The following is a 24921-nucleotide window of genomic DNA, read 5'->3' as shown; positions in this document are numbered from 1 at the left end:
CGCATCGGCCGGCCTGGCCGGCGACGCGGTCCCCGTGGTTCGCGCCGGACGCGCGGCGCCATCGGCGAACGCGGGCGCGTTGGCCTGCAATGCGGGCTGCGACCCGACGTGCAACGCGGTCGGCGCGGCCTCTTCGCTCGCTTCGCCCAGTTCGCGCCGCGTACGGAACTCCACCAGCGTCTTGATCGCCAGCGTCAGCAGGGCCAGCAGCGTCAGCAGCGAGGCCACCGCGAACGCAGCGACGAAGTTGTATTCGTTGTACAGAATCTCGACGTGCAGCGGCATCGTGTTGGTCAGGCCGCGGATATGGCCGGACACCACCGACACCGCGCCGAACTCGCCCATCGCGCGCGCATTGCACAGGATCACGCCATACAGCAGCCCCCAGCGGATATTGGGCAGCGTCACGCGCCAGAAGGTCTGCCAGCCCGAGGCGCCGAGCACGATCGCGGCCTCCTCTTCTTCGGTGCCCTGCGCCTGCATCAGCGGAATCAGTTCGCGGGCGACGAAGGGGAAGGTCACGAAGATCGTCGCCAGCACGATGCCCGGCACCGCGAACAGGATGCGGATATCGTGCTCGGCCAGCCACGGTCCGAGCCAGCCCTGCGCGCCAAACAGCAGCACATAGATCAGGCCCGAGATCACCGGCGAGACCGAGAACGGCAGATCGATCAGCGTGATCAGCAGGCTCTTGCCGGGAAATTCGAACTTGGCGATGGCCCAGGCCGCGGCGACGCCAAATACCAGATTGAGCGGCACCGCGATCGCCGCCACCGTCAGCGTCAGCTGGATCGCGGACAGCGCGTCGGGCTCGGTCAGCGCGTTCCAGTAGGCGCCCAGGCCCTGGCGCAGGGCCTCGTAGAACACCGCGGCCAGCGGCACGAACAGGAACAGCGTCAGGAACAGCGCGGCCAGCGCGATCAGCGTGCGGCGCACCCACGGCGTCTCGCCGGTGGCGTCATGCACGGGCGTCGCCGGCAGCGCGCGTGCCGCGCGCAGAGGAAGGGAGCCGGCCATGTCAGAAGTCTCCCGCCGCGGTCAACGCGCTTGTCTTGTCGGTGGCGTCGTCCCGCGCGTTCGCCGCGCTCTGCCGGCCGCCGTTCTGGCGGCGCCGCGACCAGGCCTGCAGCCCGTTGATCAGCAGCAGCAACGCAAACGAGATCAGCAGCATCACCACCGCCACCGCGGTCGCGCCGGCATAGTCGTACTGCTCGAGCTTCGCGTAGATCATCAGCGGCGCGATCTCGGAGACCATCGGCATATTGCCGCTGATGAAGACGACCGAGCCGTACTCGCCGGTGGCCCGCGCAAAGGCCAGCGCAAACCCGGTCAGCAAGGCCGGCGCGATCGCCGGCACGATCACGCGCCGGAAGGTCTGCCAGCGCGTCGCACCGAGGCTGGCTGCGGCCTCTTCGAGCTCGCGTTCGAGTTCCTCCAGCACGGGCTGCACCGTGCGCACGACGAACGGCAGGCCGATGAAGGTCAGCGCGATCACCACGCCCAGCGGGGTGAAGGCGACCTTGATGCCCAGCGGCTCCAGCCAGCGGCCGATCCAGCCGTTGCCGGCGAACAGCGCGGTCAGCGCGATGCCGGCCACCGCGGTCGGCAGCGCGAACGGCAGATCGACCAGCGCATCGACCAGGCGCCGGCCCGGAAACCGATATCGCACCAGCACCCACGCCACCACCAGCCCAAACACGGTGTTGACCAGCGCGGCGATCAGCGAGGCGCCGAAGCTCAGCTTGTAGGCGGCCAGCACGCGCGGCGCGGTGACGATGGCCCAGAAGCTGTCCCAGCTCAGCGTGAACGCCTTCAGAAAGGCGGCGGCCAGCGGAATCAGCACGATCAGCGTCAGATACAGCAGCGTGAAGCCGAGCGACAGGCCGAAGCCGGGCAGCACGGTATGGCGCGCGCGCAGCGGCCCCGGCAGACGCCGCGGGAAGGTCGGCGCCGCTGGCACGGTATCGGTCAATGGCAGGGTGGCAGGCATGGTGTCTGGTTCGAAAGCCGCGGTGCACGCGACGATGGCGCCGCCGGTGCGCCGGGCGGACGCACGGCAGCGGACCGATAGATTGTGCAGAGCAGCGCTTATATCCAGAACGAATATTTACGCATGTCTTTAGTCGTTCTAGATATATGGGACCGTGGGAATCACTTCGAGTCCCGCTTCCCAGGCGGTGCTGTGGCGGTCCTGGGCCGCGCCGGCGCGGCGCGCATCGATCCGCTGCAGCAGCGTGCCGAGCAGCGCCAGCCCTTCGGGCCAACGGCCGAGGCCGGAATCGGCGTTGATGTGACCGAGACTGCCCGCATCGTGCAGCTCGCTGCCCCACAGCGTGCCCCAGGTGAAGGCGGTGCGCTGCGCCATCCACGGGTCGTTGCGGCTGGCCACCAGCAACGTCGGAAACGGCAGCCGGAAGGTCGGCAGCAGCGGCGCGACGCCGAACTTGTCCGGGTCGGCCGGCGCGACCAGCAAGGCGCCGGCGATGCCGTCGGGGTCGTTCGCCGCCTGCCGCAAGGTCGCCAGGCAGCCGAAGCTGTGGGCCACCAGCACCGCGCCGCGCGGCGCGACGCGACGCACCCGGGCGACGGCGTCGCCGACGCGCTCGGCCCACAGATGCAGGCTGGGACGCGACCAGTCGCGCTGTTCGACCCGCTGCCAGTCGGGAAAGCGGCGTTCCCAGCGGCTCTGCCAGTGCTCTGGGCCGCTGCCGTGCAGGCCCGGCACGGTCAGGATGCCGAGGCCGGACGGCACCTCGAGCTCGATGTCGGCGGCATGGGACGGCAGACGCAACGTCATCTCGGTTCCTCCTGGTCATGGTGGTGCGAAGCGTGGGTCGCGCGCCGCAGTTCGCCGGGCCCGAGCGTCGCGCCGGCATAGGCGCCCTGCCCGAGCTCGATGCCCGCCGCCTGCAGCCGCAACGCGGTCTCGGCACTGTCGAGCCGGCGGCCGATCAGCGTGACGCCGGCATCGGCCGCGCTGGTGCGCAGGCCGGCAAGCTGGCGGTCGGTCCACAGCCGCCCCATATCGAGCTTGAGCCAGTCGGGCTGCGCCTGCGCGATCAGCACGCCGGCCTCGGCCGGGTCGGATGCCTGCAGGCTGACCGCGAAGCCGTTGCGCCGGTAGTTGCCGACCACCTGCAGCAGCAGCGGCAGATTGTCGTTGGCGCTGGCCGGCACCTGGATCACCAGCTGCGACTGCGGCAGGTCCAACGCCTGGACCGCGCGCCGGAACGCCGCGCCGTGGTCGTCGGCCACCGCGGCCAGCAGGCGGTTGTGTACGTTCAGCACCAGCTTGCCCGTGCCGCCGGCGGCCACATAGTTGATCGCATGCAGCAGCCGCGAGAGCCGGTCCAGTGCGACCAGCGAGGCGTCGTCGGCCGCCAGCGCGAACAGCTTCCACGCGGCAAGCCCGGGCTGCTCGCCCGCATAGGTGCGGATGGTGCCTTCATGGCCGACCGCGCGGCGGTCGGCCAGCGCGATCAGCGGCGCGAACGCGCTGGTCAGCGAGCAATGATGGAAGCGCCCCTGCACCTGTCGGCGCGCATCGCGCCACAGCGAATAGCCGGGCTCGGGCCGGTCCGGCAGCGCCTCGAGATAGCGCGCCAGCGCGGCCGGGATCGGTGCGCCGGCCCGGCCGGCGACCGGTCCGGCGGCATCGGCCGGCGCCGGCGGCGGCCGATAGGCCGGATCGCGGCGGGCCAGCGTGCGGCTGTCGTTCATGAACGCTCCCGATCCCGCGGCTCAGCGCCGGCCAGGCTGATAGACCTGGTCGAACGTGCCGCCATCGGCGAAGTGCGTCTGCTGGGCTTTCTGCCAGCCGCCGAACACCTCGTCGATCGTGAACAGCTTGACCTTCGGGAAGGCCGACGCATATTTGGCGGCCACCTTCTCCGAGATCGGCCGGTAGTAATTGCGCGCGGCGATCTCCTGGCCTTCGTCGGTGTAGAGGAACTGCAGATAGGCCTCGGCGGCGCGGCGGGTGCCGCGCTTGTCGACGACCTTGTCGACCACCGCGACCGGCGGCTCGGCCAGGATCGACACCGACGGCGCGACGATATCGAACTTGTCCGGGCCCAGCTCCTTGATCGCCAGCAGCGCCTCGTTCTCCCAGGCGATCAGCACATCGCCGATGCCGCGTTCGACGAAGGTCGTGGTCGCGCCCCGGGCGCCGGAGTCCAGCACCGGCACGTTCTTGAGCAGCTGCGCAACGAAATCGCGAGCCTTGGCCTCGTTGCCGCCGGGCTGGCGCAACGCATAGCCCCAGGCCGCCAGATAGTTCCAGCGGGCGCCGCCGGAGGTCTTCGGATTCGGCGTGATCACCTGCACGCCGGGCTTGACCAGGTCGCTCCAGTCGCGGATCGCCTTCGGATTGCCCTTGCGCACCAGGAACACGATGGTCGAGGTATAGGGCGAGGCGTTGTGCGGCAGCCGCTTCTGCCAGTCCGCCTTGATCAGGCCCTTCTGCGCCACCGCATCGACGTCGTAGCCGAGCGCCAGCGTGACCACGTCGGCCTCCAGCCCGTCGATCACCGAGCGCGCCTGCTTGCCCGAGCCGCCGTGCGACTGGCGGATCGTCACATTGTCGCCGCCCCGGGCCTTCCACGCCTTGGCGAAGGCGGCGTTGACGTCGACATACAGCTCGCGCGTGGGGTCGTAGGACACGTTCAGCAGGGTCGTTTGGGCCTGCGCGAGACCGGCGACGCCGGCAAGGGACAACACTGCGGCCGCAATGGCCAACTGGCGAATCATCTTCAAGGGCTCCCGTCCGTCAGAAAAAAAGCTGGCATGCGCGACGGCATCCATGGCCATCGCGACAGCATCGAGGCTACCGGGCGGCAAGACGACAAGGAACGAATGGTTTCGCCGATCCAAGCACGTTTTTCGCATAAGGGCGAAAACGGCCGTGAGGTGGCGCTGCCGAGCGCCAGCCAAAAGAAAAACCCGCGGTACGGGAGCACCGCGGGTCAAGTTTCCGAGAAGGAAACGGGTAGACAAGTCATGAAGTGCGCCCCCGCAGCTTCATGACGGGGTCATGTTAGCGGCCGGGCAGACGACGGCGGTTGATCCAGGTCAAGAGTTCTGTCGGTGTACTCCCTCTCCCCCTTAGGGGGAGAGGGTTGGGGAGAGGGAGGTGGTTTCAAACGCCGGCGACATGACGACCGCCGCTTGCCCTCTCCCCCCACCCCTCTCCCGCAAGCGGGAGAGGGGAGACAACCGACTATGTGCGAGTCTTCTCGCTTCGCTTGCCTCGTCCGATGTGTACTCCCTCTCCCCCTCAGGGGGAGAGGGTTGGGGAGAGGGGAACTCGAACCGGACCATCAGGCTTCAGGAATGGAGGCGCTTGTCGACTTCATACGACCATTGCGCCAGAGCGGCGGCGCCGGTCTTGCCATGAACAGTCGCCGGTATGGCATGTAGACGTAAGCCAAGCGCCGCGACGATCCTCAAAACAGTCGCAAAGTCGGCCGTCGACTTCGTGTTCAGTAGCTTGCCGAGCGCGTCGACCGACAGTCCTGCGCGCACAGCGACATCATGCAGGCCCTTGGCACGAACAATGTCGCCCAATGCCGCGATCACCAATTCCGGATCCTGTTCTTCAAGACAGGCCTCCAGATACAGCGCCATCTGGCGATCCGTCTTGAGGTGATCGGCAATGTCAAAAACTCTGGTTTTTGCGGTCATTTCCTACTCCAGATGCAGGCGAGCCAGTCGCAACGCCAGTGCGATGTCCTGGCGTTGCGTCCGCTTGTCTCCTCCTGCCAACAGCAGCACTACGGCGGTGCCATGCTGCTTGAAATAGACGCGATACCCGGGGCCATAGTGTATGCGCATTTCGGCAACACCCTCGCCAACGGCAGCCCAATCGCCAGCGTTTCCAGACATCAACCGTCGAATCCGAACGAGTACGCGCGACTTCGCTCGCTCGTCTCTCAAGGTGGAGATCCATTCTTCAAATTCGGGGGTGGCGCGGATCGTCGGCATGACCCGACGCTACCGAGGCCCCTATCGGACGGCTATGAGACTACCGGTCCGTCAGATCAAGATCGAACAACGGCGACAAGACAAAAAAACGCCGGGCCTTGGCCCGGCGTCTTCATGCGGCGGCATTCGGCGAAACGACTGACGCCTCTGCAGGTCAGTGCACCACCCTGCCAAACGTGAACTCCCCATCCCGGTAGTCCACCGGCACCACATCCTTGGCGCCGAACTTGCCTTCCAGGATCAGCCGCGCGACCGGGTTTTCGATCTGATGCTGGATCGCGCGCTTCAGCGGCCGCGCGCCGAAGACCGGATCGTAGCCCGCGCTGGCGATGCGCTCGAGGGCGGCGTCGCTGACTTCCAGCGCCATGTCCATCCGCGCCAGGCGCGACTGCAGGCGCTGCAGCTGGATCTTCGCGATCGACTCGATGTGCTTCTGGTCGAGCGCGTGGAACACCACCACCTCGTCGATGCGGTTCAGGAACTCGGGCCGGAACTGCGTCTTGACCTCCTGCCACACGGCGCCCTTGATCGCCTCGTGCGGTTCGCCGGTCATCTGCTGGATGATCTGCGAGCCCAGGTTCGAGGTCATCACGATCACCGTGTTCTTGAAGTCCACGGTGCGCCCCTGGCCATCGGTCAGCCGGCCGTCGTCGAGCACCTGCAGCAGCACGTTGAACACGTCCGGATGGGCCTTCTCGACTTCGTCGAGCAGCACCACGCTATACGGCTTGCGCCGCACCGCCTCGGTCAGGTAGCCGCCTTCCTCGTAGCCGACATAGCCCGGCGGCGCGCCGATCAGCCGCGACACGCTGTGCTTCTCCATGAATTCGCTCATGTCGATGCGGATCAGATGCTCCTGCGAATCGAACAGGAACTCGGCCAGCGCCTTGCACAGCTCGGTCTTGCCGACGCCGGTCGGGCCGAGGAACAGGAACGAGCCATACGGCTTGTTCTCGTCAGACAGCCCCGCGCGCGAACGGCGGATCGCGTCGGACACCAGCCGCACGGCCTCGTCCTGGCCGACCACCCGCTTGTGCAGATAGTCCTCCATCGCGATCAGCTTCTCGCGCTCGCCCTGCATCATCTTGGCGACCGGAATGCCGGTCGCGCGGCTGACCACCTCGGCGATCTCTTCGGCGCCGACCTGCGTGCGCAGCAGCCGGTTGGGCTGCTTCTGCTCGCTGGCCTCTGCCGCGGTGGCGGCCTTGAGCTTGCCTTCGAGCTCGGGCAGCTTGCCGTACTGCAGCTCGGCGACCTTGTCGAGCTTGCCCTCGCGTTGCAGCCGCGCGATCTCCAGGCGGATCTTGTCGATCTCCTCCTTCAGCGCAGCGGCGCCCTGGGCCGCGCCCTTCTCGGCCTTCCAGATCTCGTCGAGGTCGGCGTACTCCTTCTCGAGCCGCTCGATCTCCTGCTCGATCAGTTCGAGCCGCTTGCGGGACGCCTCGTCGGTTTCCTTCTTGACCGCCTCGCGCTCGATCTTCAGCTGGATCGTGCGGCGCTCGAGCTTGTCCATCTCCTCCGGCTTGGAGTCGATTTCCATCTTGATGCGCGCGGCCGCCTCGTCGATCAGGTCGATCGCCTTGTCGGGCAGGAAGCGGTCGGTGATATAGCGGTGCGACAGCTCGGCCGCGGCGACGATCGCCGGGTCGGTGATCTCGACGCCGTGGTGCAGTTCGTACTTTTCCTGCAGACCGCGCAGGATCGCGATGGTGGCCTCGACCGTCGGCTCGTCGACCAGCACCTTCTGGAAGCGGCGCTCCAGCGCGGCATCCTTCTCGATGTACTTGCGGTACTCGTCCAGCGTGGTCGCGCCGATGCAGTGCAGCTCGCCGCGCGCCAGCGCGGGCTTGAGCATGTTGCCGGCGTCGATCGCGCCCTCGGCCTTGCCGGCGCCGACCATCGTGTGGATCTCGTCGATGAAGACGATGGTCTGGCCCTCGTCCTTGGCGATATCGGACAGCACCGCCTTCAGGCGCTCCTCGAATTCGCCGCGGTACTTGGCGCCGGCCAGCAGGCCCGCCATGTCGAGCACCAGCACGCGCTTGTTCTTCAGCGTTTCCGGGACTTCGCCATTGACGATGCGCTGCGCCAGCCCTTCGACGATCGCGGTCTTGCCGACGCCCGGCTCGCCGATCAGCACGGGGTTGTTCTTGGTGCGGCGCTGCAGGATCTGGATTGCGCGGCGGATCTCGTCGTCGCGCCCGATCACCGGATCGAGCTTGCCCAGGCGGGCGCGCTCGGTCAGGTCGATCGTGTATTTCTTCAGCGCCTCGCGCTGGGCCTCGGCGTCGGCACTGTTGACCGACTCGCCGCCGCGCACGGCGTCGATCGCCGCTTCCAGCGACTTGCGGCTCATGCCGTGCTCGCGCGCGATGCGGCCGGTCTCGCCCTTGTCGTCGGCGACCGCGAGCAGGAACAGCTCGCTGGCGACGAACTGGTCGCCGCGCTTGATCGCCTCCTTCTCGGTCGCGTTGAACAGCGCCGCCAGCTCGCGGCCGAGCTGGACCTCGCTGGTGCCCTGCACCTGCGGCAGCCGCTTGATGGCGGCGTCGAGCGCGCTGGCCAGGCCGTTGATGTTGACGCCGGCGCGCGACAGCAGCGCGCGCGCCGAGCCGTCGTTCTGCGCCAGCAGCGCGCGCAGCAGGTGCTGCGGTTCGATGTATTGGTTGTCGTTGCCGATCGCCAGCGTCTGGGCATCGGCCAGCGCTTCCTGGAATCGGGTAGTCAGTTTGTCAAGACGCATAGGGAAACCCTCTCTGGGATACGTGTCCCGAGGCGGCCCCGCGGCGCAGTCGGTGCGCATCGCGTCGTCGGCCGGCAGGACACCGGATGTCACTGCCGAAGATAGGGCTTTGCCGTGACATTTCAAGACGAAGCGATGCGTCATTTGATGTGGCGCAAGCAGCGCGCCACCGCACGGCTCAGGAGGACACCGCCGCCGGCCGGTCCTGTCCGAGGTCTTCGGCTCCGCCCGCCCCCTTCTTCTCCAGATTGCGCACCAGCACCAGCGCCTCGCCCTGCAGCACCAGCCGGCCGCCCTCGCCGGTGATGTCGGTGGCCAGGTTGACCAGCTCCTTGTCGGTGCGCAGCCGCACGATCCGCACCGACGCCCGCAGCGGCTCGCCCAGCCGGGCCGCCGCGCGCAGCCGCAGCGACTGCTTCATCCAGCCGGTGCCGCGCCCCGGGAGCCGCGTGCCCAGCAGGTCGGAGAACATGCCGGCCAGCAGCGGCAGCGGCACCACCGGGCCGTCGAAGCCGCGGCGCCTGGCCAGGGCCGTATCCGTGTAGAGCGGATTGGCATCCTCGCTGAGCGCCACATAGTCGTCGATATCGGCGCGCTCGAAGCTGCGCACCGCGTCCGCCTGCTGCCCCGGCCTGAGGTGATACAGCGCCGCATCGCCGGCCACGGCGGCCACGGCGCCCGCCGCGCCGCCGATCGACGGTCCGGCGAGCGCGGCGGCATCGGGGTCGAGCAGCAGCTCGGCCTCGCCGCTCGCCGTGACCGGCGCCTCGTCCGCCGACAGCGCACGGCCGCCGCGCTGCACGCAGCGGATCGCGGTGCGCAGCGCGACCCGCCCCGCGGCGCCCTCCCCCGGCACCAGTTCCGCCACCACGGCGTCGCCGACGTAGGTCGGCTGCGGAAACATCAGCGTCTGCGCCAGCGGCAGCACCGGCCCCGCGCGGCCGCGCCGCATCTGCGCGCACAGCAGCGAGAACAGCAGCATGCCGTGCGCGACGGTGGCGCCGAAATGCGTGCCGCGCGCGAACGCCGGATCGCAGTGGATCGGATTGTCGTCGCGCGACAGGCGCGCGAAGCGATCGAAGTCGTGCTGCGTCAGCACGCGGGGCACGGCGGGCAAGGAGGGCGGCATCGTTGCCATCGTCACTGCGGTACCTCGACGATGCCGCCCGTGACCTCGATGCGGTCGCCGGCGGCGGGGCTGGCGGCAAAGCCCGGCACGTTGGACGGCTGAATCGCCGGCGCCGGCGTATTCGGCGCGCCGCCGCGCGGCACCGTGCGCACCACCTGCGACGGCGGCAGCGGCGTGCCGCTGCGCAGATGGTCGTACATCGCGTCGAGCGCCCGGTTCAGGTACAGGTGCAGCGGCACATAGCGATTGCCATAACCCGGCACCAGCGCATTGAAGGCGTCGAAGTGCTGGGCGTTGGTCACCTCGATGTACGACAGCCGGCTGGCCGCGCCCTCGCGCTGGCGGTTCAGGCCCAGGTACGGGCGCGAGGTGTGGTTGACCGGCAGCAGCGCATCGTCGCGGCCGTGCACGATCAGCGCGGGCTTGCCGCGCAGATTGCCGTTGCGCAAGGTCAGGCGTTCGCCCACCTGCAGCGCCAGGGCCTGCGGCGAGTTGCCGGTCACCAGGTCGCGCAGGCAGCGCGCTCCGGCCGTGTTGGCGTCGTCGACCGGCGAGCCGGGCGAGCGCGACAGCAGATCGCGGCGCGGCCCCCGCGGGTCCAGGTCGTTGATCAGCTGCACGCCCGACGACGGCGGCACGCCGTTGCCGGTCGCGAACATGTTGGCCATCTGCGCCTGGGTCACCGGCGCGGGCTCGAATGCGGCGTTGATGCCGCTGAAGCTGTAGCCGCACAGCCGGTCGGTCACGCTGGCGCGCGACAGCGCATTGGCATAGGTCACCGACACCGCGCTGGCCACCTCGAAGAAGCCCAGCGAGGCATGCAGCACCGCCGACTCCGGTTCCCAGCCGTAGTCGCGCAGCGTCTGCTGCGCGCTGGCCGCCTGCTCGGCGAGCGTGGCGCCCCGGATGATGCCGGCGCTGGCGAGCGCCGCGCAGCGGTTGGCCGGGATGCTGCCCAGCGTCGCGTAGAAGCCGACCGCCGGCGCCTGCGCGTTGGCCGGGTCCTGCGCCGCGCACAGCTGCAGCAGGTTGGCCATCGTCGTGTAGTCGTACAGCGGGCGGCCGTTGACGGCCACCGGCGTGCCGCCGCGCCGCACGGTGATGCCGGCGTCCCGGGGCATGTTCAGGTTCGGCTCGCTGACCGCGACGCCGTCGATCAGGCCCTGCAGGTCGGCCTCGGCCGCCGCGACCGCCGCGCCGCCGCCATTGGACAGGCTGGAGGCGATCACCAGCAGCTTGTCCTTGTCGATGGTGCGGCGGCGCTGGCCGTCGCGCATCTCGCCGTGGCGGTCGTTGATGGCCCAGATGCCGAATTCGATCGCCTGCAGCGTGAACAGCCCCCAATCCTTCTCGGGGTTGCGCTGCGAATGCGCATGCTTGAAGGCCAGCCGATGCGGCGCCGCGGCGTTGAAGGCGGCGCGCGCGTTGTCGTCGAGCGGCGCGGCGAAATGCGCGTCCCGGCCCGCCGCTGCGCGGCTGGTGCGGGTGCCGTCGATCAGCGCAACGGTGTCGTTGCCCAGATCGTGCGGCGCGGCGCCGGTGCCCTTGTCGGTATAGGCCACCGCGCAGCCGCGCTTCAGGCCCCATTCGCCGGTCGAGATGCCGCCATAGACGCCGCGCGAGCCCGACGAGGTGGCCGTGATCAGGCACGGCTTCGCCGGATCGAAGCCGGCCGGAATCTGCACCAGCATCGTGACGTTCTGCCGGCCGCTGCCGTCGTCGGCATAGGCCAGATACTCGACGCCGGGGATCTTGCCCTGACCCCCGGTGACATTGCCCTGCGCATCGACGTTGGGCCCGTACAGCGTGCCGTAGCCGCCGGCCGCGCTGACATCGACCAGCGCCTGGTAGTTGCTCCAGATCGCATAGCGGCGCAGCTCGGTGCGGGTCGGCGCGTTGGGATCGGCCGGCAGCGGCGGCGTGGCGGCGGCCAGTCCGTCCTTGCCCAGGCCCGCGGTCAGCAGATCGTCGGCGCTGCCATCGTAGTCGTGCACCGTCAGCGCGCTGATATAGGCCGGCCGCTGGTTGACCGGCGCGCGATGGTCGTCGTCATCGTCCGAGCCGCAGGCGGCGAGCGCCATGCAGGCCAGCGGGATCAGCAACCTCCACCCTCCCGACCGTCCCGACCCTGCCGATCCTGCCGCTGCCCGGCCCTGGCCGACTTCGCCGCGCCATTGCCCTGCCCCCGCGCTTCCGTCTCTGTGCTGCATCGTGGTCTCCTTGCATGGCAACGCCGCATGCGAGCGCCGCATCATTGCTGCCGGTATTGCATGCGCAGCTTGTGTTTTTCGATCTTGCCCGACGGCGTGCGCGGCAACGCATCGACCACGCGCACATGGCGCGGCACCTTGTAGCCCGCCAGCCGTTGCCGGCAGTGCGCGATCGCATCGTCCGCGCTCAGCTGCGCGCCCGGCTTGAGCACCAGCAGCGCCATGCCGACCTCGCCCCAGCGCGCGTCGGGCACGCCGATCACCGCGGCTTCGGCGACCTGCGGCAACGCGAACAGCGCCTGCTCGACCTCGGCCGGATAGACGTTCTCGCCGCCGGAAATGAACATGTCCTTGGCCCGGTCGACGATGTAGTAGTCGCCGTCGGCGTCGACGTAAGCGATATCGCCCGAATGCAGCCAGCCGTCGCGCAGCGCGGCCGCGGTCGCCTCGGGCAGGTTCCAGTAGCCCGGTGTCACGCCCGGGCCCTTGATCAGCAGTTCGCCACGCTCGCCCGGCGGAACGTCGTTGCCGAGCGGGTCGACCACGCGCGTCAGCATCGAGCCCACCGGCTTGCCGATCGTGCCCGGCTTGCGGCGCGCGGTGTCCTCGTCGGCGACGAACACGGTCGGGCCGGTCTCGGTCATGCCGAAGCCGAAGCAGATCGTCACGCCCTTGGCCTGCCAGGCCTGCAGCAGCGGCAGCGGCACCGGCGAGCCGCCGGCCGCGCAGCTGCGCAAGCGCGACAGGTCGGTGCGTTCGAAGTCCGGATGCTGGCTCATGAACTGGTAGATCGACGGCACCGCGAAGAACATCGTGATGCCCGCGCCGGAGCGCGCATCGAGCCGCGCCAGCGTGGCGCCCGCATCGAACTGGCGGGTGATGTGCACGGTGCCGCCGGCGTGCAGCACCGGATTGGCGTAGAGGTTCAATCCACCGGTATGGAAGAACGGCAGCACCGCGAGCATCACGTCGTCGCGCGTGATGCGGTTGGCAATGGTCGCGTTGACCGCGTTGAAGAAGACCATGCCGAAGGTCTGGATCACGCCCTTGGGCCGCCCGGTGGTGCCCGAGGTGTACAGCAGATGCCAGACCTCGTGCTCGTCGCGGCAAGGCATCTCGATGAGGCGCCCCGATGCGGCGGCCAGCACCGCCTCGTATTCGGTCCAGCCGGCCGGTACGTCGGCGGCTTCGTCATCGGCCAGATGCAGCACCGCACGCCATCGGCGTCCCCGCGCCAGTCCGGCCACCACGTGAAGAAAGCCGTCGCCGGCCACCAGCACGTCGGGCGTGCAATCGTCGAGGATGGGCTCGAGTTCGGCCGGCGCCAGCCGCCAGTTCAGGCAGACCGTCACCATGCCGGCCTTGGCGCAGCCGTACAGCATCTCGAGATAGTCGGAACTGTTGTGCGCCAGCACGGCGACGCGGCTGCCGGGCGCCAGCGCCAGCGTGCCGGTCAGATACTCGGCGAAGCGGCTGGCGCGCTCGTCGAACTGCCGATAGCTGATCTGCCGGCCGCTGTCGACGTCGACCAGCGCGATCTTGTCGGGGCGATGCTGTGCGTGCTTGTGCAGCCAATCGACTACGTACATGAGCGCCCCGCCTTGCGGTGAACCGCGATGATGAGCCCGGCCATCGTCGTCATCGCGCGGCGCGCAGACGTCCCACGATGCCCTGCGGGAAATAATAGACGCTGAGCACGAACAGCAAACCCAGCCACAACAGCCAGCGGTCCGGATGCAGCAGCGACGACAGCAGCGGCAGCGCCGCGGTAGCCTCGCTGGCCAGCTTCATCACGTCCTGCAGATAGGTCTGCGCCAGCAGGAACAGCACGGTGCCGATCACCGCGCCATACATCGTGCCCATGCCGCCGATCACGACGATCAGCAGGATGTCGACCATGATCTCGAACGACAGCGAGGTATCCGGGCCGTTGTAGCGCAGCCAGATTGCCATCAGCACGCCGGCCAGCGTGGCGAAGGCCGCCGACAACACCGTCGATACGGTGCGATAGACCACGGTGCGGTAGCCGATCGCCTCGGCGCGGAAGTCGTTTTCGCGGATGGCCTGCAGCACGCGGCCGAACGGCGAGTTGACCACGCGCAGCAGCAACAGGAACAGCACCGCCGCGCCGGCCAGCACCAGGTAGTACGAAACGAGCTTGCCGTTGAGCGGCACGCCGAGCCATTCGCGCACCTCGCCGTCGGCGTCTTCCAGCGCGAAGCCCGGCGTCAGCAGCGCCGGCACCTTGAACGACAGCCCGTCCTCGCCGCCGGTCCAGGCCGACAGTTGCGACACCAGCGTGGCGAACGCGGTGGCCACCGCCAGCGTGATCATCGCGAAGAAGATCGCGCGCACGCGCAGCGAGAACAGGCCGATCACCAGCGCCAGCAGCATCGACACGATCAGCGCGCCGGCGACGCCGGCCAGCAGCGCGCCCCAGCCCGGCTCGAAGCGCGTCATCGCGATCGCCACGCCATAGCCGCCGATGCCGAAGAACATCGTATGCGCGAACGACACGATGCCGGTGTAGCCGAGCAGCAGGTCGTAGCTCGCCACCAGCACCACGAAGATGCAGATCTTGGCGGCCATGTTGAGCGCCCGCGCGCCGGGGATCAGGAACGGCGTGCAGACCAGCGCCAGCAGCAGAAGCACCAGCAGCGCCGTCAGCACGCGGCTGCGCGGGGTATCGCCGGAGAGCAGTCGAATCATGATGCGGTCGGTTCCTTTGCCATGCGATGTGACGCGGCGACCAGCCTCAGCGCCGCGCCACCGGATACAGCCCCTGCGGGCGCCACAGCAGGATCAGCACCATCAGCAGGATGTTGGAGAACAGCGCCACCTTGGGGAACAGGAAGCCGGTGTAGTTGGCCATCAGCCCGACCAGCAGCGCGCCGACGAAACAGCCCGCGGTGGAACCGAGTCCGCCGATGATGATCACGATGAAGATCAGCACGTTGACCTGTGCGCCGATCGCCGCGGTGATGTTCTGCTGATAAAGGCCCCACAGCACGCCGCCCATGCCGGCCAAGCCTGCACCGACCGCGAACACGCCGACGAACAGCCGGCGCACGCGGTAGCCGAGCGCCTCGACCATCTCGCGGTTCTCGACGCCGGCGCGGATCAGCAGGCCGATGCGGGTGCGGTTCAGCACCAGCAGCATCGCGATGAAGACCACCAGCCCCAGCACCACGGCGATCAGCCGGTATTTCTCGATCGCGGCATCGCCGAGCAGCACCGCGCCGCGAAAGCTCGCCGGCAGCGTCAGCGCGATGGTCTCGGGGCCCCAGATCGCCTTGATCAGTTGTTCGGCGACGATCATGCCGCCCATCGTGATCAGGATCTGCTTCAGATGCTGGCCATAGACGGGACGCACCACCACGCGCTCGAAGGCCAGGCCCAGCGCGCCGGCCACGACCATCGCCGCGGCGATCGCCAGCGCGAACACTGCAAGGTTCAGCGCCAGACTGTCGGCCTCGACCCAGGGCGCCAGCGGCAGCAGCACCGAGGCCGCGATATAGGCGCCCACCGCGATAAAGGCGCCGTGGCCGAAGTTCAGCACGTCCATCAGGCCGAACACCAGCGTCAGGCCCGACGACACCACGAAGACGATCATGCCCATCGCCAGGCCCGCGACGGTCAGCGTCAGCCAGGTCGAGCCGCTGCCGATCAGCGGGTACGCCAACAGCATCAGCAGCGGCGCGAGCGCCAGCGGCAGCCAGTCCAGCCGTGCGGCCGGCAGATGGGCGGCATTGGCCGCCGGCGTGGCATCAGCGGCGACGGGGGTCACAGGCGTGGCGGGTTCGGACGCGGTGCTGCCAGCGGTCATGGTTCGGTTTCCTCGCACAAGGCAGACATCATCAGGGCCGACATCATTGATGCGCGGCCAGCGACAGCCCGAGCAGCCGCTGCTGCAGCCCCTCGTCAGCGGCCAGCTGGGCCATGGTGCCGGCGTGCACCACACGGCCGTCGTCCATCACCGCCACCGTGTCGCCCACCGCGCGCGCCATCTGGAAGTTCTGCTCGACCAGCAGCATCGACACCTCGGTCTGCTTCAGCTCGCGAAACACCGCGATCATGTTCTGGATGATGGCCGGCGCCAGCCCCTTGGTCGGTTCGTCGACGATCAGCAGCCGGCGCGGCTCGACGATGGCGCGCGCGACCGACAGCATCTGCTTCTGGCCACCGGACAGCACGCCGGCGCGCTGGTGCCAGAACACCTTCAGCGCCGGGAACATGCGCAGCACCCAGTCGAGCCGCTGTGGATCGGCCGGGCCCTGGCGCGCGGCCAGCCGCAGGTTCTCGGCCACGGTCAGGTCGGAGAACACGCCCATGTTTTCCGGCACGTAGCCGATGCCGGCCTGCGCGATCGCCGGCGTATCGAGCGCGGTGATGTCCCTGCCGTCGAATTCGATCCGGCCGGCGCTGGCGCGCCACAGGCCCATCACGGTGCGCAGCGTGGTGGTCTTGCCTGCGCCGTTGCGTCCGAGCAGCATCGTGATGCCGCCGCGCGGCACGTCCAGCGTGACGCCGTGCAGGATGTGATACGGGCCGATATGCGTCTGCACGTCGCGCAGGCGCAGCAGCGGCTGCGCCGCGGCCTGCGGAGCGGAATGCCGAGCGGATGACGAGGTCGTGGGCTCAGGCATCTGTGCCCTCCCCGTCGGCCGGCAGCCCCAGATAGGCCTGCTGCACGATCGGCGAGGCCATCACCTCGGCCGGATCGCCATCGGCCATCAGGCTGCCGTTGTGCAGCACGACGATGCGATCGGCCAGCGAGCGCACCACGTCCATCTTGTGTTCGACCAGCAGCACGGTGTGCGAGCGGTCCTGCTTGATCTCGCGGATCAGGTCCAGGATCACCGGCACCTCGTCGACGCTCATGCCGGCGGTCGGCTCGTCGAACATGAACACGCGCGGGCGCAGCGCCAGCAGGATCGCAACCTCGAGCTTGCGCTGGTCGCCATGCGGCAGCGCGGCCACGGTCAGGTCGCGCCTGGATGCCAGCGCGACCCGTTCCAGGCAGCGCTCGGCCTCGGCATTGACGCCGCGATGGCTGCTCCAGACGGTCAGCAGATCGAGGCCGATGCGGGCCCGCGCCTGCACCGCCAGCCGCACGTTCTCCAGCACCGTCAGATTGGGAAACAGGCTGGTCAGCTGGAAGGCCCGGCCGATGCCGCGGCGGGCCTTGCCGGAGGCGCTCAGGCCGGTGATATCGCGGCCGTACAGCGCGATGCGGCCGCCGGTCGGCGCGAGCTGGCCCGAGATCAGGTTGAAGTACGTCGTCTTGCCGGCGCCGTTCGGACCGACGATGCAGGTGAGCTCGCCGGCGCGGAAGGCGCACGACACCGCGTTGACGGCCACGTGGCCGCCGAAGCGGATCGTCAGGTCGCGCGTTTCCAGCGCGGGCTGTCCGGCCGACGTGGCCGCGCCCACGGGGCCACGGCTTGCGTCGCCGCCGGGCAGCGGCGCCGCCCCATCGACCGCGGCGGTACGCGCGGCCGCGTGGGTCGCGCAGGACGAGCGGGCCGCATCCAGGTTGGCAGGGCTGGCTTGCACCGGGCGCTCCACCGCTTATTGCCGCTTGTTGCGGATCGGCACCTGCATTTCCTCGGGCTTGATCTCGCGGACCAGCTCGGGGACGCCCCAGGCGAAGGCGGGGTCGACCTTGATCTTGAAGTGGTACATCGACTGCATCGCCTGATGGTCCTCCTTGCGGAAGGTCATCCGGCCCTTCGGCGTGTCGAACGACATGCCTTCCATCGCCGCGATCAGCTTCTCGCTGCCGGTGGCGCCGCCGGTCTTCTTCAGCGCCTCGACCAGCGCGATGCCCGAGGCCATGCCGCCGGCGGTGAAGAAGTCCGGCGGGGTCTTGTACTTGTTGTAGTGGTTCGCGACCAGCCACTGGTTGGCGGGATTCTTCGGGATGCCGAAGTAGTAGTAGGTCGCCCCTTCCATGCCGGGGAAGTTCTTGTAGCTGGCCATCGCCGGCAGGATGTTGCCGCCGGTGGCGATCTCGATTCCGTAGCGCTTCGGATCGAGGTCCGCGATCTTGAACGGATTGCCGGCGCCGGCCCAGATAATGAAGATCACCTTGCGGCCGGGCTTGTCCTTCAGCGCATCGAACAGCCGCTGCGCGCCGGCGGTGAAATCGGTCGTGTTGGTCGGCAGGTATTCCTCGTGCACGACCTTGGCCTGCTTGAGCGCGTCCTTGAACGCCTTGACGCCGTCGCGGCCGAACGCGTAGTCCTGCGCCAGCGTGGCGATCTGCACGCCGGGCTTGTCGAGCGCCACCGCGTTGGCGATCGCGTCCTGCGAGGAATTGCGGCCGGTGCGGAAGATATAGCGGTTCCACTTGTCGCCGGTGATCGAATCGGCCACCGCGGGCTCGACCAGCAGGACCTTGCGGTATTCCTCGGCCACCGGCAGCATCGCCAGCGCGGTGCCGGACGAGGTCGGTCCCACCGCGATATCGGCGCCGTCGTCGCTGTAGGCGGCGGCCAACTGGGCCTTGGCGACGTCGGGCTTGCCCTGCGTATCCTTCTCGATCACCACCAGCTTGCGGCCATTGACGGTCATGGTGCCGCCGGTCGCGTAGTCGAGCCCCATCATCAGCCCGATCTGCGTCTGCTTGGCATAGGCCTCGAGCGCGCCGGTCTTGTCGTAAACGTGGGCGATGCGGATGTCCTTGGCGGCAGCCGTGCCGGTCGTCAGCAGCGCGGTGGCCAGCGTCGTGGCGAGCGCGGCGGCAAGCGCCGCGGTGCGGCGGGCGATGCGGTGGGGTCCCATTGTTTGTCTCCTCGGTCCTTTTTGTTTTGTCCTGGCCTGGCTGGTACCGCTTATGTTTTTTTCGTTGGGGTCTTTCTCATCGGGGCGCCAAGCCGTGCGTGATCAGGTCGAACGCGGTGTCCACCACCTTCTCCATCGAGGCCGGCCGCTTCCAGCGCGCATAGCGCATGCCGAGGAAATTGCTGATGCCGATCAGGCACCAGGCGCGCACCTCGGCGTCGCCCGGGACGATCTCGCCCAGTTCCTGCGCGCGGGTCAGGCGGCGGCTGTAGAGCTCGGCGAAGACCTGGAAGTACTGGCTGTAGATGGTCTCGTCCACCGAATACGAGTCGAGCACGATCCGGTACAGGTTCTTGTGGCGCGAGACAAAGGACAGGAACGCCTTCAGGCCCAGGCGTTCGGCCTCGATCTGCGTGGTGGCCGGCGCAACATGCTTGCGCAGATGCGCGCGCACCAGTTCCAGCATGTGCTGGACCAGCGCGCGGAACACGTCTTCCTTGTCCTTGAAGTACAGGTAGAAGGTGCCCATCGCCACCTGCGCCTCCTGCGTGATCTCGGAGATCGACGCGGCGTAGTACCCCTTCTCGCCGAACACCTTCTCGGCGGCCCGCAGCAGCGCGTCGCGCGTCTTCTGGCCGCGCGCGGTTTTCGGGATCACACAGGCTTCGGTCGGTGGCATCGGCGCCTTCGTTCGAGCGGGAATACGGTTGGTCGGCGGTTGGTCGGCGCTTGGTCTGCGCTTGGTCGGCGGTCGGAAAGCGCTTCGACAGCGTTTGTGCAGCAACGGAAAGCTGACGCCGGGCCGCACCGGCGGGCCATGTTCCGGAATCGCGGATCAGGCCCGTCGAACCTGATAAGTGATTCATGTTTCATGGTATAAAGCAGCGAATCGGAATGTCAATAGATGGCTGTCCCGAGGGACCGCGGCCGGCACGGCTGCGGCAGCCGGCTTCGCCGCTCCCCGAGGATGCGCCATGCCGCCACGGAGACACCGTTTGGACGCCGCCGATCCCACCGCCACGCCAGGTCCCGCCACGCCGTGCCCTGGCGCTCCCTGCCCTGCCACGCCGCCCGGCGCCCCTTTCAGCTGCACGGCATACCCCGCCGAAGGGGGGCTGCCCGGCTGGCGCGAGACTGGCAACGGGCGGCCCTTGCTGCTGCTGCACGGCTGGTCGGTGCCCGGGCAGGCTTTCGCCGCGCAGGCGGCACTGGCGGAGCAGGGCTACCGCGTAATCGCACCGGACCATGCCGGCCACGGACTGTCGGCGCAATGGCGCAGCGCCGGCTGCGGCACCATCGCGGGACTGGCCGACGGCGTCGCCCGGCTGATCGACGCGCTGGCGCTGCGCGACGCCGTGGTGGCCGGCTGGTCGATGGGCGCGATGGTCGCCTGGGAACTGCTTCGCAGCCGGCCGAGGCAGTGGCTCGCGGCACGGGTGGCGATGATCGGCGCGATCGACATGACACCGCGCCTGGTGACCGGGACGGACTGGGAACACGGCCTGCACGGGCGCTACGCCGCCGCGGACGCCGTCCAGATGGCGGCACGCGTACGGCGCCACTGGCACGGCATGGTGCCGCTGGTGGCCTCCGGTCTGTGGGCCGAAGGCAGCGAAGCGCCGGCGCGCGAAGCCGCCGTGCTGCGGGAATGGATGATGGGGTGCGACGCCGGCGTGCTGGCCGAGCTGTGGCTCGACATGGCGCGGCAGGACTATCGGCCGATGCTGCGCGAGGCCCCGCTGCCGCTGTTCTGCCTGTACGGGGAACGCAGCCGGCTCTACCGGCCTGCGCTGGCCGCGGCAACCGCGGCGCTGCAACCGGCGTTGCGGGTGGCAACGATTCCTGCCGCGGGCCACAGCCCGCACATGGAGCAGCCGCAGGCGTTCAACGCTGCCTTATCGAGGTCGATCCGGGGATGACCGCGGAGACGTCGGCTCAGGCCAGCGCCCGATAGCTCCACAGCCCGAACAGCGTCAGCAGCAGCGAACCGCCCAGGTGCAGCAGCACGTGCAGCGCCGCGGCGCCGTAGTCGCCAGCCAGCAGATTGGCCGTGAGCTCGCTGGAAAAGGTCGAGAAGGTGGTCAGCCCACCGAGGAAGCCGGTGATGACCAGCAGACGCCAGGCGGGCGGCAGCGAGGCATGGGCATCGAAGAAGCCGACCGCGACGCCGATCAGGAAGCCGCCCAGCAGATTGGCCGCCAGCGTGCCGTAGGGCAGCGCGGGGTTCGCGGCATTCCACAGCAGCGAGAACAGCCAGCGCAGCCAGGCGCCGATGGCCGCACCGACGCCGACCGCGACAAAGTCCAGCGGGCTCAAGCCGGGGCTCCGGGCAGGCCCTCGCCCTCGTCGGCATCGCCGCTGGCATTGAGCGAACGCACGCCCCAGCGCGCCAGCGCGGCCTCGTCGGTGACGCGGGCGTCGACCCAGCGCGCCCCCTCCGGCGTCGCTTCCTTCTTCCAGAACGGCGCCTCGGACTTCAGATAGTCCATGATGAATTCGCAGGCGGCGAAGGCATTGCCGCGATGGGCCGAGGCGACCGCCACCAGCACGATCTGGTCCTGCGGCTGCAAGGGACCGACGCGGTGAATGATGGTGACGCCTTCGAGCGCCCAGCGCTCCCTCGCGACCGCCTCGATCCGCTCCAGCGCCTTCTCGGTCATGCCCGGATAGTGCTCGAGCTCCATCGCCTGCACCGGGCTGCCATCGTTGACGTCGCGGACCGTGCCGATAAAGCTGGCCACCGCGCCGATGCCGGCACGCCCCGCACGCAGGGCCGCCACCTCGGCGCCCAGGTCGAAATCCTCGCGCTGTACCCTGACGCTCATCTCAGCCTCCGGTCACCGGCGGGAAGAAGGCCACTTCGCTGCCCTCGCCCACCGCGGTATCGGCGCGCGCGACCGCATGGTTGACCGCCATGCGCAGCGCCCGGCCCTCGGCCAGCGCCTCCTGCCAGACGCCGCCGCGCTCGCGCAGCCACTGCCTCACCTCGCCCACGGTCGTGACCGTGTCCGGCAGTTCGACGCGCTCCTGGGCCACGCCCAGTTGCTCGCGTACGCTGGCGAAGAACCGCAATTCGATCTGCATCGCTACCCTCTTCTCTCTACGGCTTCGGCTGCCCTCGCCGGGGCTAGGCCACCAGATTGGCGAACGGCAGGAACGACACGATGTCGCCGCGCCGGATCGGCTGGTTGGGGGGATTGTCGACCAGGCCATCGCCCCAGACCGTCGAGGTCAGCACGCCCGAGCTCTGGTTGGGGAACAGGTCCAGCCCGCCGCCTTCGTTGATCTTCACGCGCAGGAACTCGTTGCGGCGATCGAACTTGGTCAGGTCGAAGTCGGCCCGCATCGGCATGCGCCGCGGCGCGACGTCGGTCACGCCCTGCATCCGCAGGATGAACGGACGCACGAACAGCAGGAAGGTGACGAAGCTCGACACCGGATTGCCCGGCAGGCCGAGGAAGGCCGCGCTGTCGGCGACGCTGGCTGCATCGACAGCACCGGTGGCACCGCCGCGCGACACATGGCCGAACGCCAGCGGCTTGCCCGGCTTGATCGCGATCTGCCACAGGTCCAGCCGCCCTTCGGCCTGTACCGCCGGCTTGATATGGTCTTCCTCGCCGACCGAGACGCCGCCCGAGGTCAGGATCAGATCGTGGCCCTGCGCCGCGCGCCGCAGCGTGTCGCGCGTGGCGTCCAGCGTGTCGGGCACGATGCCGAAATCGGTGACCTCGCAGCCGAGGTTTTCCAGCAGGCCGCGCAGCGTGAAGCGGTTCGAGTTGTAGATCGCGCCGGGCTTCAACGGCTCGCCCGGCATTGCCAGCTCGTCGCCGGTGAAGAACACTGCCACGCGCGGGCGCCGCACCACCTCGACCTGCGCCTGGCCGACCGAGGCGGCCAGCCCCAGCGCCTGCGGCGTCAGCCGCGAACCGGCCGGCAGGATCACGGCGCCGGCCATGATGTCCTCGCCGGCGCGGCGGATCCACTCGCCGGGCCCGGGAGCGTGGTTGACCACGACGAAGTCGCCGTCGGCCTGGCACTGCTCCTGCATCACCACCGCGTCGGCGCCGGGCGGAATCAACCCGCCGGTAAAGATGCGCGCGGCGGTACCGGGCTCGAGCGGCACGCCGACATGGCCGGCCGGAATGCGCTGGGCGACCCGCAGCCGCGCGCCGGGCATCGGCACGTCGGCGCAGCGCAGCGCATAGCCGTCCATCGACGTGTTGTCGGCGGGTGGAACGTCGAGCGTGCTGGCGACGGGCTGAGCCAGCACGCGGCCATTGGCCTGCAGCGTATCGACGCGTTCGCTTTCGGCGATCGGCTGGGCGCCGGCCAGCAGCGCGTCGAGCGCCTGCGCCAGGGTCAGCATCGGGGGACGGTTTTCCATGCGAGGTGCGTTGTCGTCGCGGCCCGCGCAGGCGGGCACGCAGTGTCCGGACAGGCCCCGCCTGCGCGAGGCGGCGCTTGCGGCGGCGGTCATGCCGGCGGCCGCAAGCGGCGGATTCAGAGGGTTACTGAGCGGATTGTAATGACTCGGCGGCCACCGCGCAGGCCGCCGCGGCGGGATGGTCGCCGGATTACAGCCCGGTATGCCGGGCGATATACGCCTTGACCTGCCCCGCGTCGGCCGGCATCACCTCGAAACGCTGCGGCAGCGCCTCGATGCCGTCGAAGGCCGCCGGACGCTCCGGCTCGCGGCCCAGCGCTTCGCGGATCGTGTCGGCGAACTTGGCCGGCAGCGCGGTTTCCAGCACCACCATCGGCGTGCCCGCCGACAGATGCTCGCGCGCGACCTTGACGCCGTCGGCGGTGTGGGTATCGATCGTGATGCCGTAGCGCGACGACAGATCGCGGATGGTCGCCACCCGGTCATCGTGCGTGCTGCGGCCCGAGACGAAACCGAACTGGCGGATGCGCTCGTAGTCCGGCGTGCCGGACAGATCGAAGCCGCCCCTGGTGTCGACATCGCGGAACAGCTGCGCCAGCTTGCTGGCATCCTGGCCCAGCAGATCGAAGATGAAGCGCTCGAAGTTCGAGGCCTTCGAGATGTCCATGCTCGGGCTGGACGTGTGATAGGTCTCGGCCGCCTTGCGCACCCGATAGATGCCGGTGCGGAAGAATTCGTCGAGCACGTCGTTCTCGTTGGTCGCGACCACCAGCTTGTCGATCGGCAAACCCATCATGCGCGCGATATGGCCGGCGCAGACATTGCCGAAGTTGCCGGACGGCACGCAGAACGAGACCTTTTGGCCCGGACCCGCATTGTTCCGATCCGTGGCCAGCAGCCAGCCCTTGAAGTAGTAGACCACCTGCGCGACCACGCGCGCCCAGTTGATCGAATTGACCGTGCCGATCTTCTGGCGCGACTTGAATTCGAGGTCGTTGGAGACCGCCTTGACGATGTCCTGGCAGTCGTCGAACACGCCCTGCACCGCCAGGTTGAAGATGTTCGGGTCCTGCAGGCTGAACATCTGCGCGGTCTGGAACGCGCTCATCTTCTTGTGCGGGCTCAGCATGAACACGCGGATGCCGCGCTTGCCGCGCATCGCGTATTCGGCCGCGCTGCCGGTATCGCCCGAAGTCGCGCCCAGGATATTGAGCTCCTGTCCGGCGCGCGCCAGCGCGTACTCGAACAGATTGCCCAGCAGCTGCATCGCCATGTCCTTGAACGCCAGCGTCGGGCCGTTGGACAGGCCCAGCAGATACAGCGGCGCGCCGGACTCGTCGCCGAGCTTGCGCAGCGGCGTGATGTCGGCCGTGTTGTCGCCGGCGCGGGCGTTGCAATAGACCTCAGGCGTGTACGTCTTGCGCGTCAGCGCACGCAGGTCTTCGGCCGGGATGTCGTCGCAGAACCTGGCCAGGATCTCGTAGGCCAGGTCGGCGTACGACAGCTTGCGCCACGACTCGAGCTCGTCGGCGCTCACCTGCGGATATTGCTGCGGCAGATACAGCCCGCCGTCCGGCGCCAGGCCGCCCAGCAGGATCTCGGAGAAGGTTTGCGGCACGTCGTGGCCGCGGGTCGACTTGTAGTTCATCGTGATGGTGGCCGCCCGGTCGCGCCGGCGCCCGGTTCG

At 68.8% G+C, this 24921-nt stretch carries 23 protein-coding genes and 1 pseudogene; 2 read left to right on the top strand and 22 right to left on the bottom strand.

The window, feature by feature from the left end; all coding sequences use genetic code 11:
- Positions 1 to 117: 117 nt before the first annotated feature.
- From cysW to J5T34_RS06260, 5 genes and pseudogenes are all read right to left on the bottom strand, one after another.
- A pseudogene (cysW, locus tag J5T34_RS06280) lies at positions 118 to 1017 on the bottom strand (sulfate ABC transporter permease subunit CysW); the annotation flags it as partial.
- Between the two features lies 1 nt (position 1018).
- Positions 1019 to 1990 carry a sulfate ABC transporter permease subunit CysT gene (gene cysT, locus J5T34_RS06275; RefSeq protein ID WP_208579099.1) on the bottom strand — a complete coding sequence of 324 codons (972 nt, stop codon included), beginning with the start codon at positions 1988 to 1990 and terminating at the stop codon, positions 1019 to 1021.
- Positions 1991 to 2128: 138 nt separating this feature from the next.
- Entirely contained in the window at positions 2129 to 2797 is a 669-nt protein-coding gene (locus J5T34_RS06270) for an RBBP9/YdeN family alpha/beta hydrolase (protein WP_208579098.1), read from the bottom strand.
- A complete protein-coding gene (locus J5T34_RS06265; RefSeq protein WP_208579097.1) occupies positions 2794 to 3720 on the bottom strand; it encodes an EAL domain-containing protein in 927 nt (308 codons plus the stop codon). Before J5T34_RS06265 ends, J5T34_RS06270 begins: the two co-directional genes overlap by 4 nt.
- A 21-nt stretch (positions 3721 to 3741) precedes the next feature.
- Complete coding sequence (locus J5T34_RS06260) at positions 3742 to 4749, bottom strand: sulfate ABC transporter substrate-binding protein (protein ID WP_208579096.1); 1008 nt, start codon at positions 4747 to 4749, stop codon at positions 3742 to 3744.
- Between the two features lie 36 nt (positions 4750 to 4785).
- Here J5T34_RS06260 and J5T34_RS06255 point away from each other — a divergent pair, with 36 nt between their 5' ends.
- The gene (locus J5T34_RS06255; RefSeq protein ID WP_208579095.1) at positions 4786 to 5025 is read left to right on the top strand and encodes a hypothetical protein; all 240 of its coding nucleotides are present in this window, start codon (positions 4786 to 4788) and stop codon (positions 5023 to 5025) included.
- A 300-nt stretch (positions 5026 to 5325) separates the two neighbouring features.
- On the opposite strand, the gene J5T34_RS06250 is transcribed toward J5T34_RS06255, so the two are convergent.
- The 12 genes from J5T34_RS06250 to J5T34_RS06195 all read right to left on the bottom strand — a co-directional run bounded on the left by J5T34_RS06250 (position 5326) and on the right by J5T34_RS06195 (position 19529).
- A complete protein-coding gene (locus tag J5T34_RS06250; RefSeq protein ID WP_208579094.1) occupies positions 5326 to 5682 on the bottom strand; it encodes an addiction module antidote protein in 357 nt (118 codons plus the stop codon).
- A 3-nt stretch (positions 5683 to 5685) separates the two neighbouring features.
- Complete coding sequence (locus J5T34_RS06245; protein ID WP_208579093.1) at positions 5686 to 5982, bottom strand: type II toxin-antitoxin system RelE/ParE family toxin; 297 nt, start codon at positions 5980 to 5982, stop codon at positions 5686 to 5688.
- A 154-nt stretch (positions 5983 to 6136) separates the two neighbouring features.
- On the bottom strand, positions 6137 to 8725 hold the full coding sequence (gene clpB / locus J5T34_RS06240) for an ATP-dependent chaperone ClpB (protein WP_208579092.1): 2589 nt from the start codon (positions 8723 to 8725) through the stop codon (positions 6137 to 6139).
- 178 nt (positions 8726 to 8903) lie between these two features.
- A complete protein-coding gene (locus J5T34_RS06235; protein ID WP_244258721.1) occupies positions 8904 to 9854 on the bottom strand; it encodes a MaoC/PaaZ C-terminal domain-containing protein in 951 nt (316 codons plus the stop codon).
- A gap of 11 nt (positions 9855 to 9865) precedes the next feature.
- Positions 9866 to 12064 (bottom strand): D-(-)-3-hydroxybutyrate oligomer hydrolase, encoded by a 2199-nt coding sequence (locus J5T34_RS06230; protein ID WP_432207635.1) that lies wholly within the window; start codon positions 12062 to 12064, stop codon positions 9866 to 9868.
- 41 nt (positions 12065 to 12105) lie between these two features.
- The gene (locus J5T34_RS06225) at positions 12106 to 13653 is read right to left on the bottom strand and encodes an acyl-CoA synthetase (RefSeq protein WP_208579089.1); all 1548 of its coding nucleotides are present in this window, start codon (positions 13651 to 13653) and stop codon (positions 12106 to 12108) included.
- Between the two features lie 49 nt (positions 13654 to 13702).
- Entirely contained in the window at positions 13703 to 14773 is a 1071-nt protein-coding gene (locus J5T34_RS06220) for a branched-chain amino acid ABC transporter permease (RefSeq protein ID WP_208579088.1), read from the bottom strand.
- A 46-nt stretch (positions 14774 to 14819) separates the two neighbouring features.
- Positions 14820 to 15890: a branched-chain amino acid ABC transporter permease gene (locus J5T34_RS06215; RefSeq protein WP_432207634.1), complete on the bottom strand. Its 1071-nt coding sequence runs from the start codon at positions 15888 to 15890 to the stop codon at positions 14820 to 14822.
- A gap of 43 nt (positions 15891 to 15933) precedes the next feature.
- Positions 15934 to 16710 carry an ABC transporter ATP-binding protein gene (locus tag J5T34_RS06210; RefSeq protein WP_208579087.1) on the bottom strand — a complete coding sequence of 259 codons (777 nt, stop codon included), beginning with the start codon at positions 16708 to 16710 and terminating at the stop codon, positions 15934 to 15936.
- Entirely contained in the window at positions 16703 to 17497 is a 795-nt protein-coding gene (locus tag J5T34_RS06205; RefSeq protein WP_208579193.1) for an ABC transporter ATP-binding protein, read from the bottom strand. Before J5T34_RS06205 ends, J5T34_RS06210 begins: the two co-directional genes overlap by 8 nt.
- A gap of 138 nt (positions 17498 to 17635) precedes the next feature.
- Positions 17636 to 18850: a substrate-binding domain-containing protein gene (locus tag J5T34_RS06200; RefSeq protein ID WP_244258720.1), complete on the bottom strand. Its 1215-nt coding sequence runs from the start codon at positions 18848 to 18850 to the stop codon at positions 17636 to 17638.
- A 76-nt stretch (positions 18851 to 18926) separates the two neighbouring features.
- Positions 18927 to 19529, bottom strand: coding sequence for a TetR/AcrR family transcriptional regulator (locus J5T34_RS06195; protein ID WP_174107341.1), 603 nt, complete (start codon positions 19527 to 19529; stop codon positions 18927 to 18929).
- 472 nt (positions 19530 to 20001) lie between these two features.
- Here J5T34_RS06195 and J5T34_RS06190 point away from each other — a divergent pair, with 472 nt between their 5' ends.
- Complete coding sequence (locus J5T34_RS06190) at positions 20002 to 20769, top strand: alpha/beta fold hydrolase (RefSeq protein ID WP_244258719.1); 768 nt, start codon at positions 20002 to 20004, stop codon at positions 20767 to 20769.
- Positions 20770 to 20785: 16 nt separating this feature from the next.
- Here the strand turns inward: J5T34_RS06190 and crcB are convergent, their stop codons facing one another.
- The 5 genes from crcB to thrC form a co-directional block, all read right to left on the bottom strand.
- Complete coding sequence (gene crcB / locus J5T34_RS06185; RefSeq protein ID WP_208579086.1) at positions 20786 to 21166, bottom strand: fluoride efflux transporter CrcB; 381 nt, start codon at positions 21164 to 21166, stop codon at positions 20786 to 20788.
- Positions 21163 to 21675 carry a molybdopterin synthase catalytic subunit MoaE gene (gene moaE / locus J5T34_RS06180; RefSeq protein ID WP_208579085.1) on the bottom strand — a complete coding sequence of 171 codons (513 nt, stop codon included), beginning with the start codon at positions 21673 to 21675 and terminating at the stop codon, positions 21163 to 21165. Before moaE ends, crcB begins: the two co-directional genes overlap by 4 nt.
- Position 21676: 1 nt before the next feature.
- Entirely contained in the window at positions 21677 to 21934 is a 258-nt protein-coding gene (gene moaD / locus J5T34_RS06175) for a molybdopterin converting factor subunit 1 (protein ID WP_208579084.1), read from the bottom strand.
- Positions 21935 to 21977: 43 nt separating this feature from the next.
- Positions 21978 to 23216, bottom strand: a complete 1239-nt coding sequence (locus J5T34_RS06170; protein ID WP_208579191.1) for a molybdopterin molybdotransferase MoeA — start codon at positions 23214 to 23216, stop codon at positions 21978 to 21980.
- Between the two features lie 208 nt (positions 23217 to 23424).
- Entirely contained in the window at positions 23425 to 24882 is a 1458-nt protein-coding gene (gene thrC / locus J5T34_RS06165) for a threonine synthase (RefSeq protein WP_208579083.1), read from the bottom strand.
- Between the last annotated feature and the right edge of the window lie 39 nt (positions 24883 to 24921).

Source organism: Cupriavidus gilardii (assembly GCF_017598945.1).
Taxonomy (GTDB): domain Bacteria; phylum Pseudomonadota; class Gammaproteobacteria; order Burkholderiales; family Burkholderiaceae; genus Cupriavidus; species Cupriavidus gilardii_E.
Note: the sequence above shows the minus strand (reverse complement) of the source record. Positions and strands in the feature narration are given on the sequence as shown.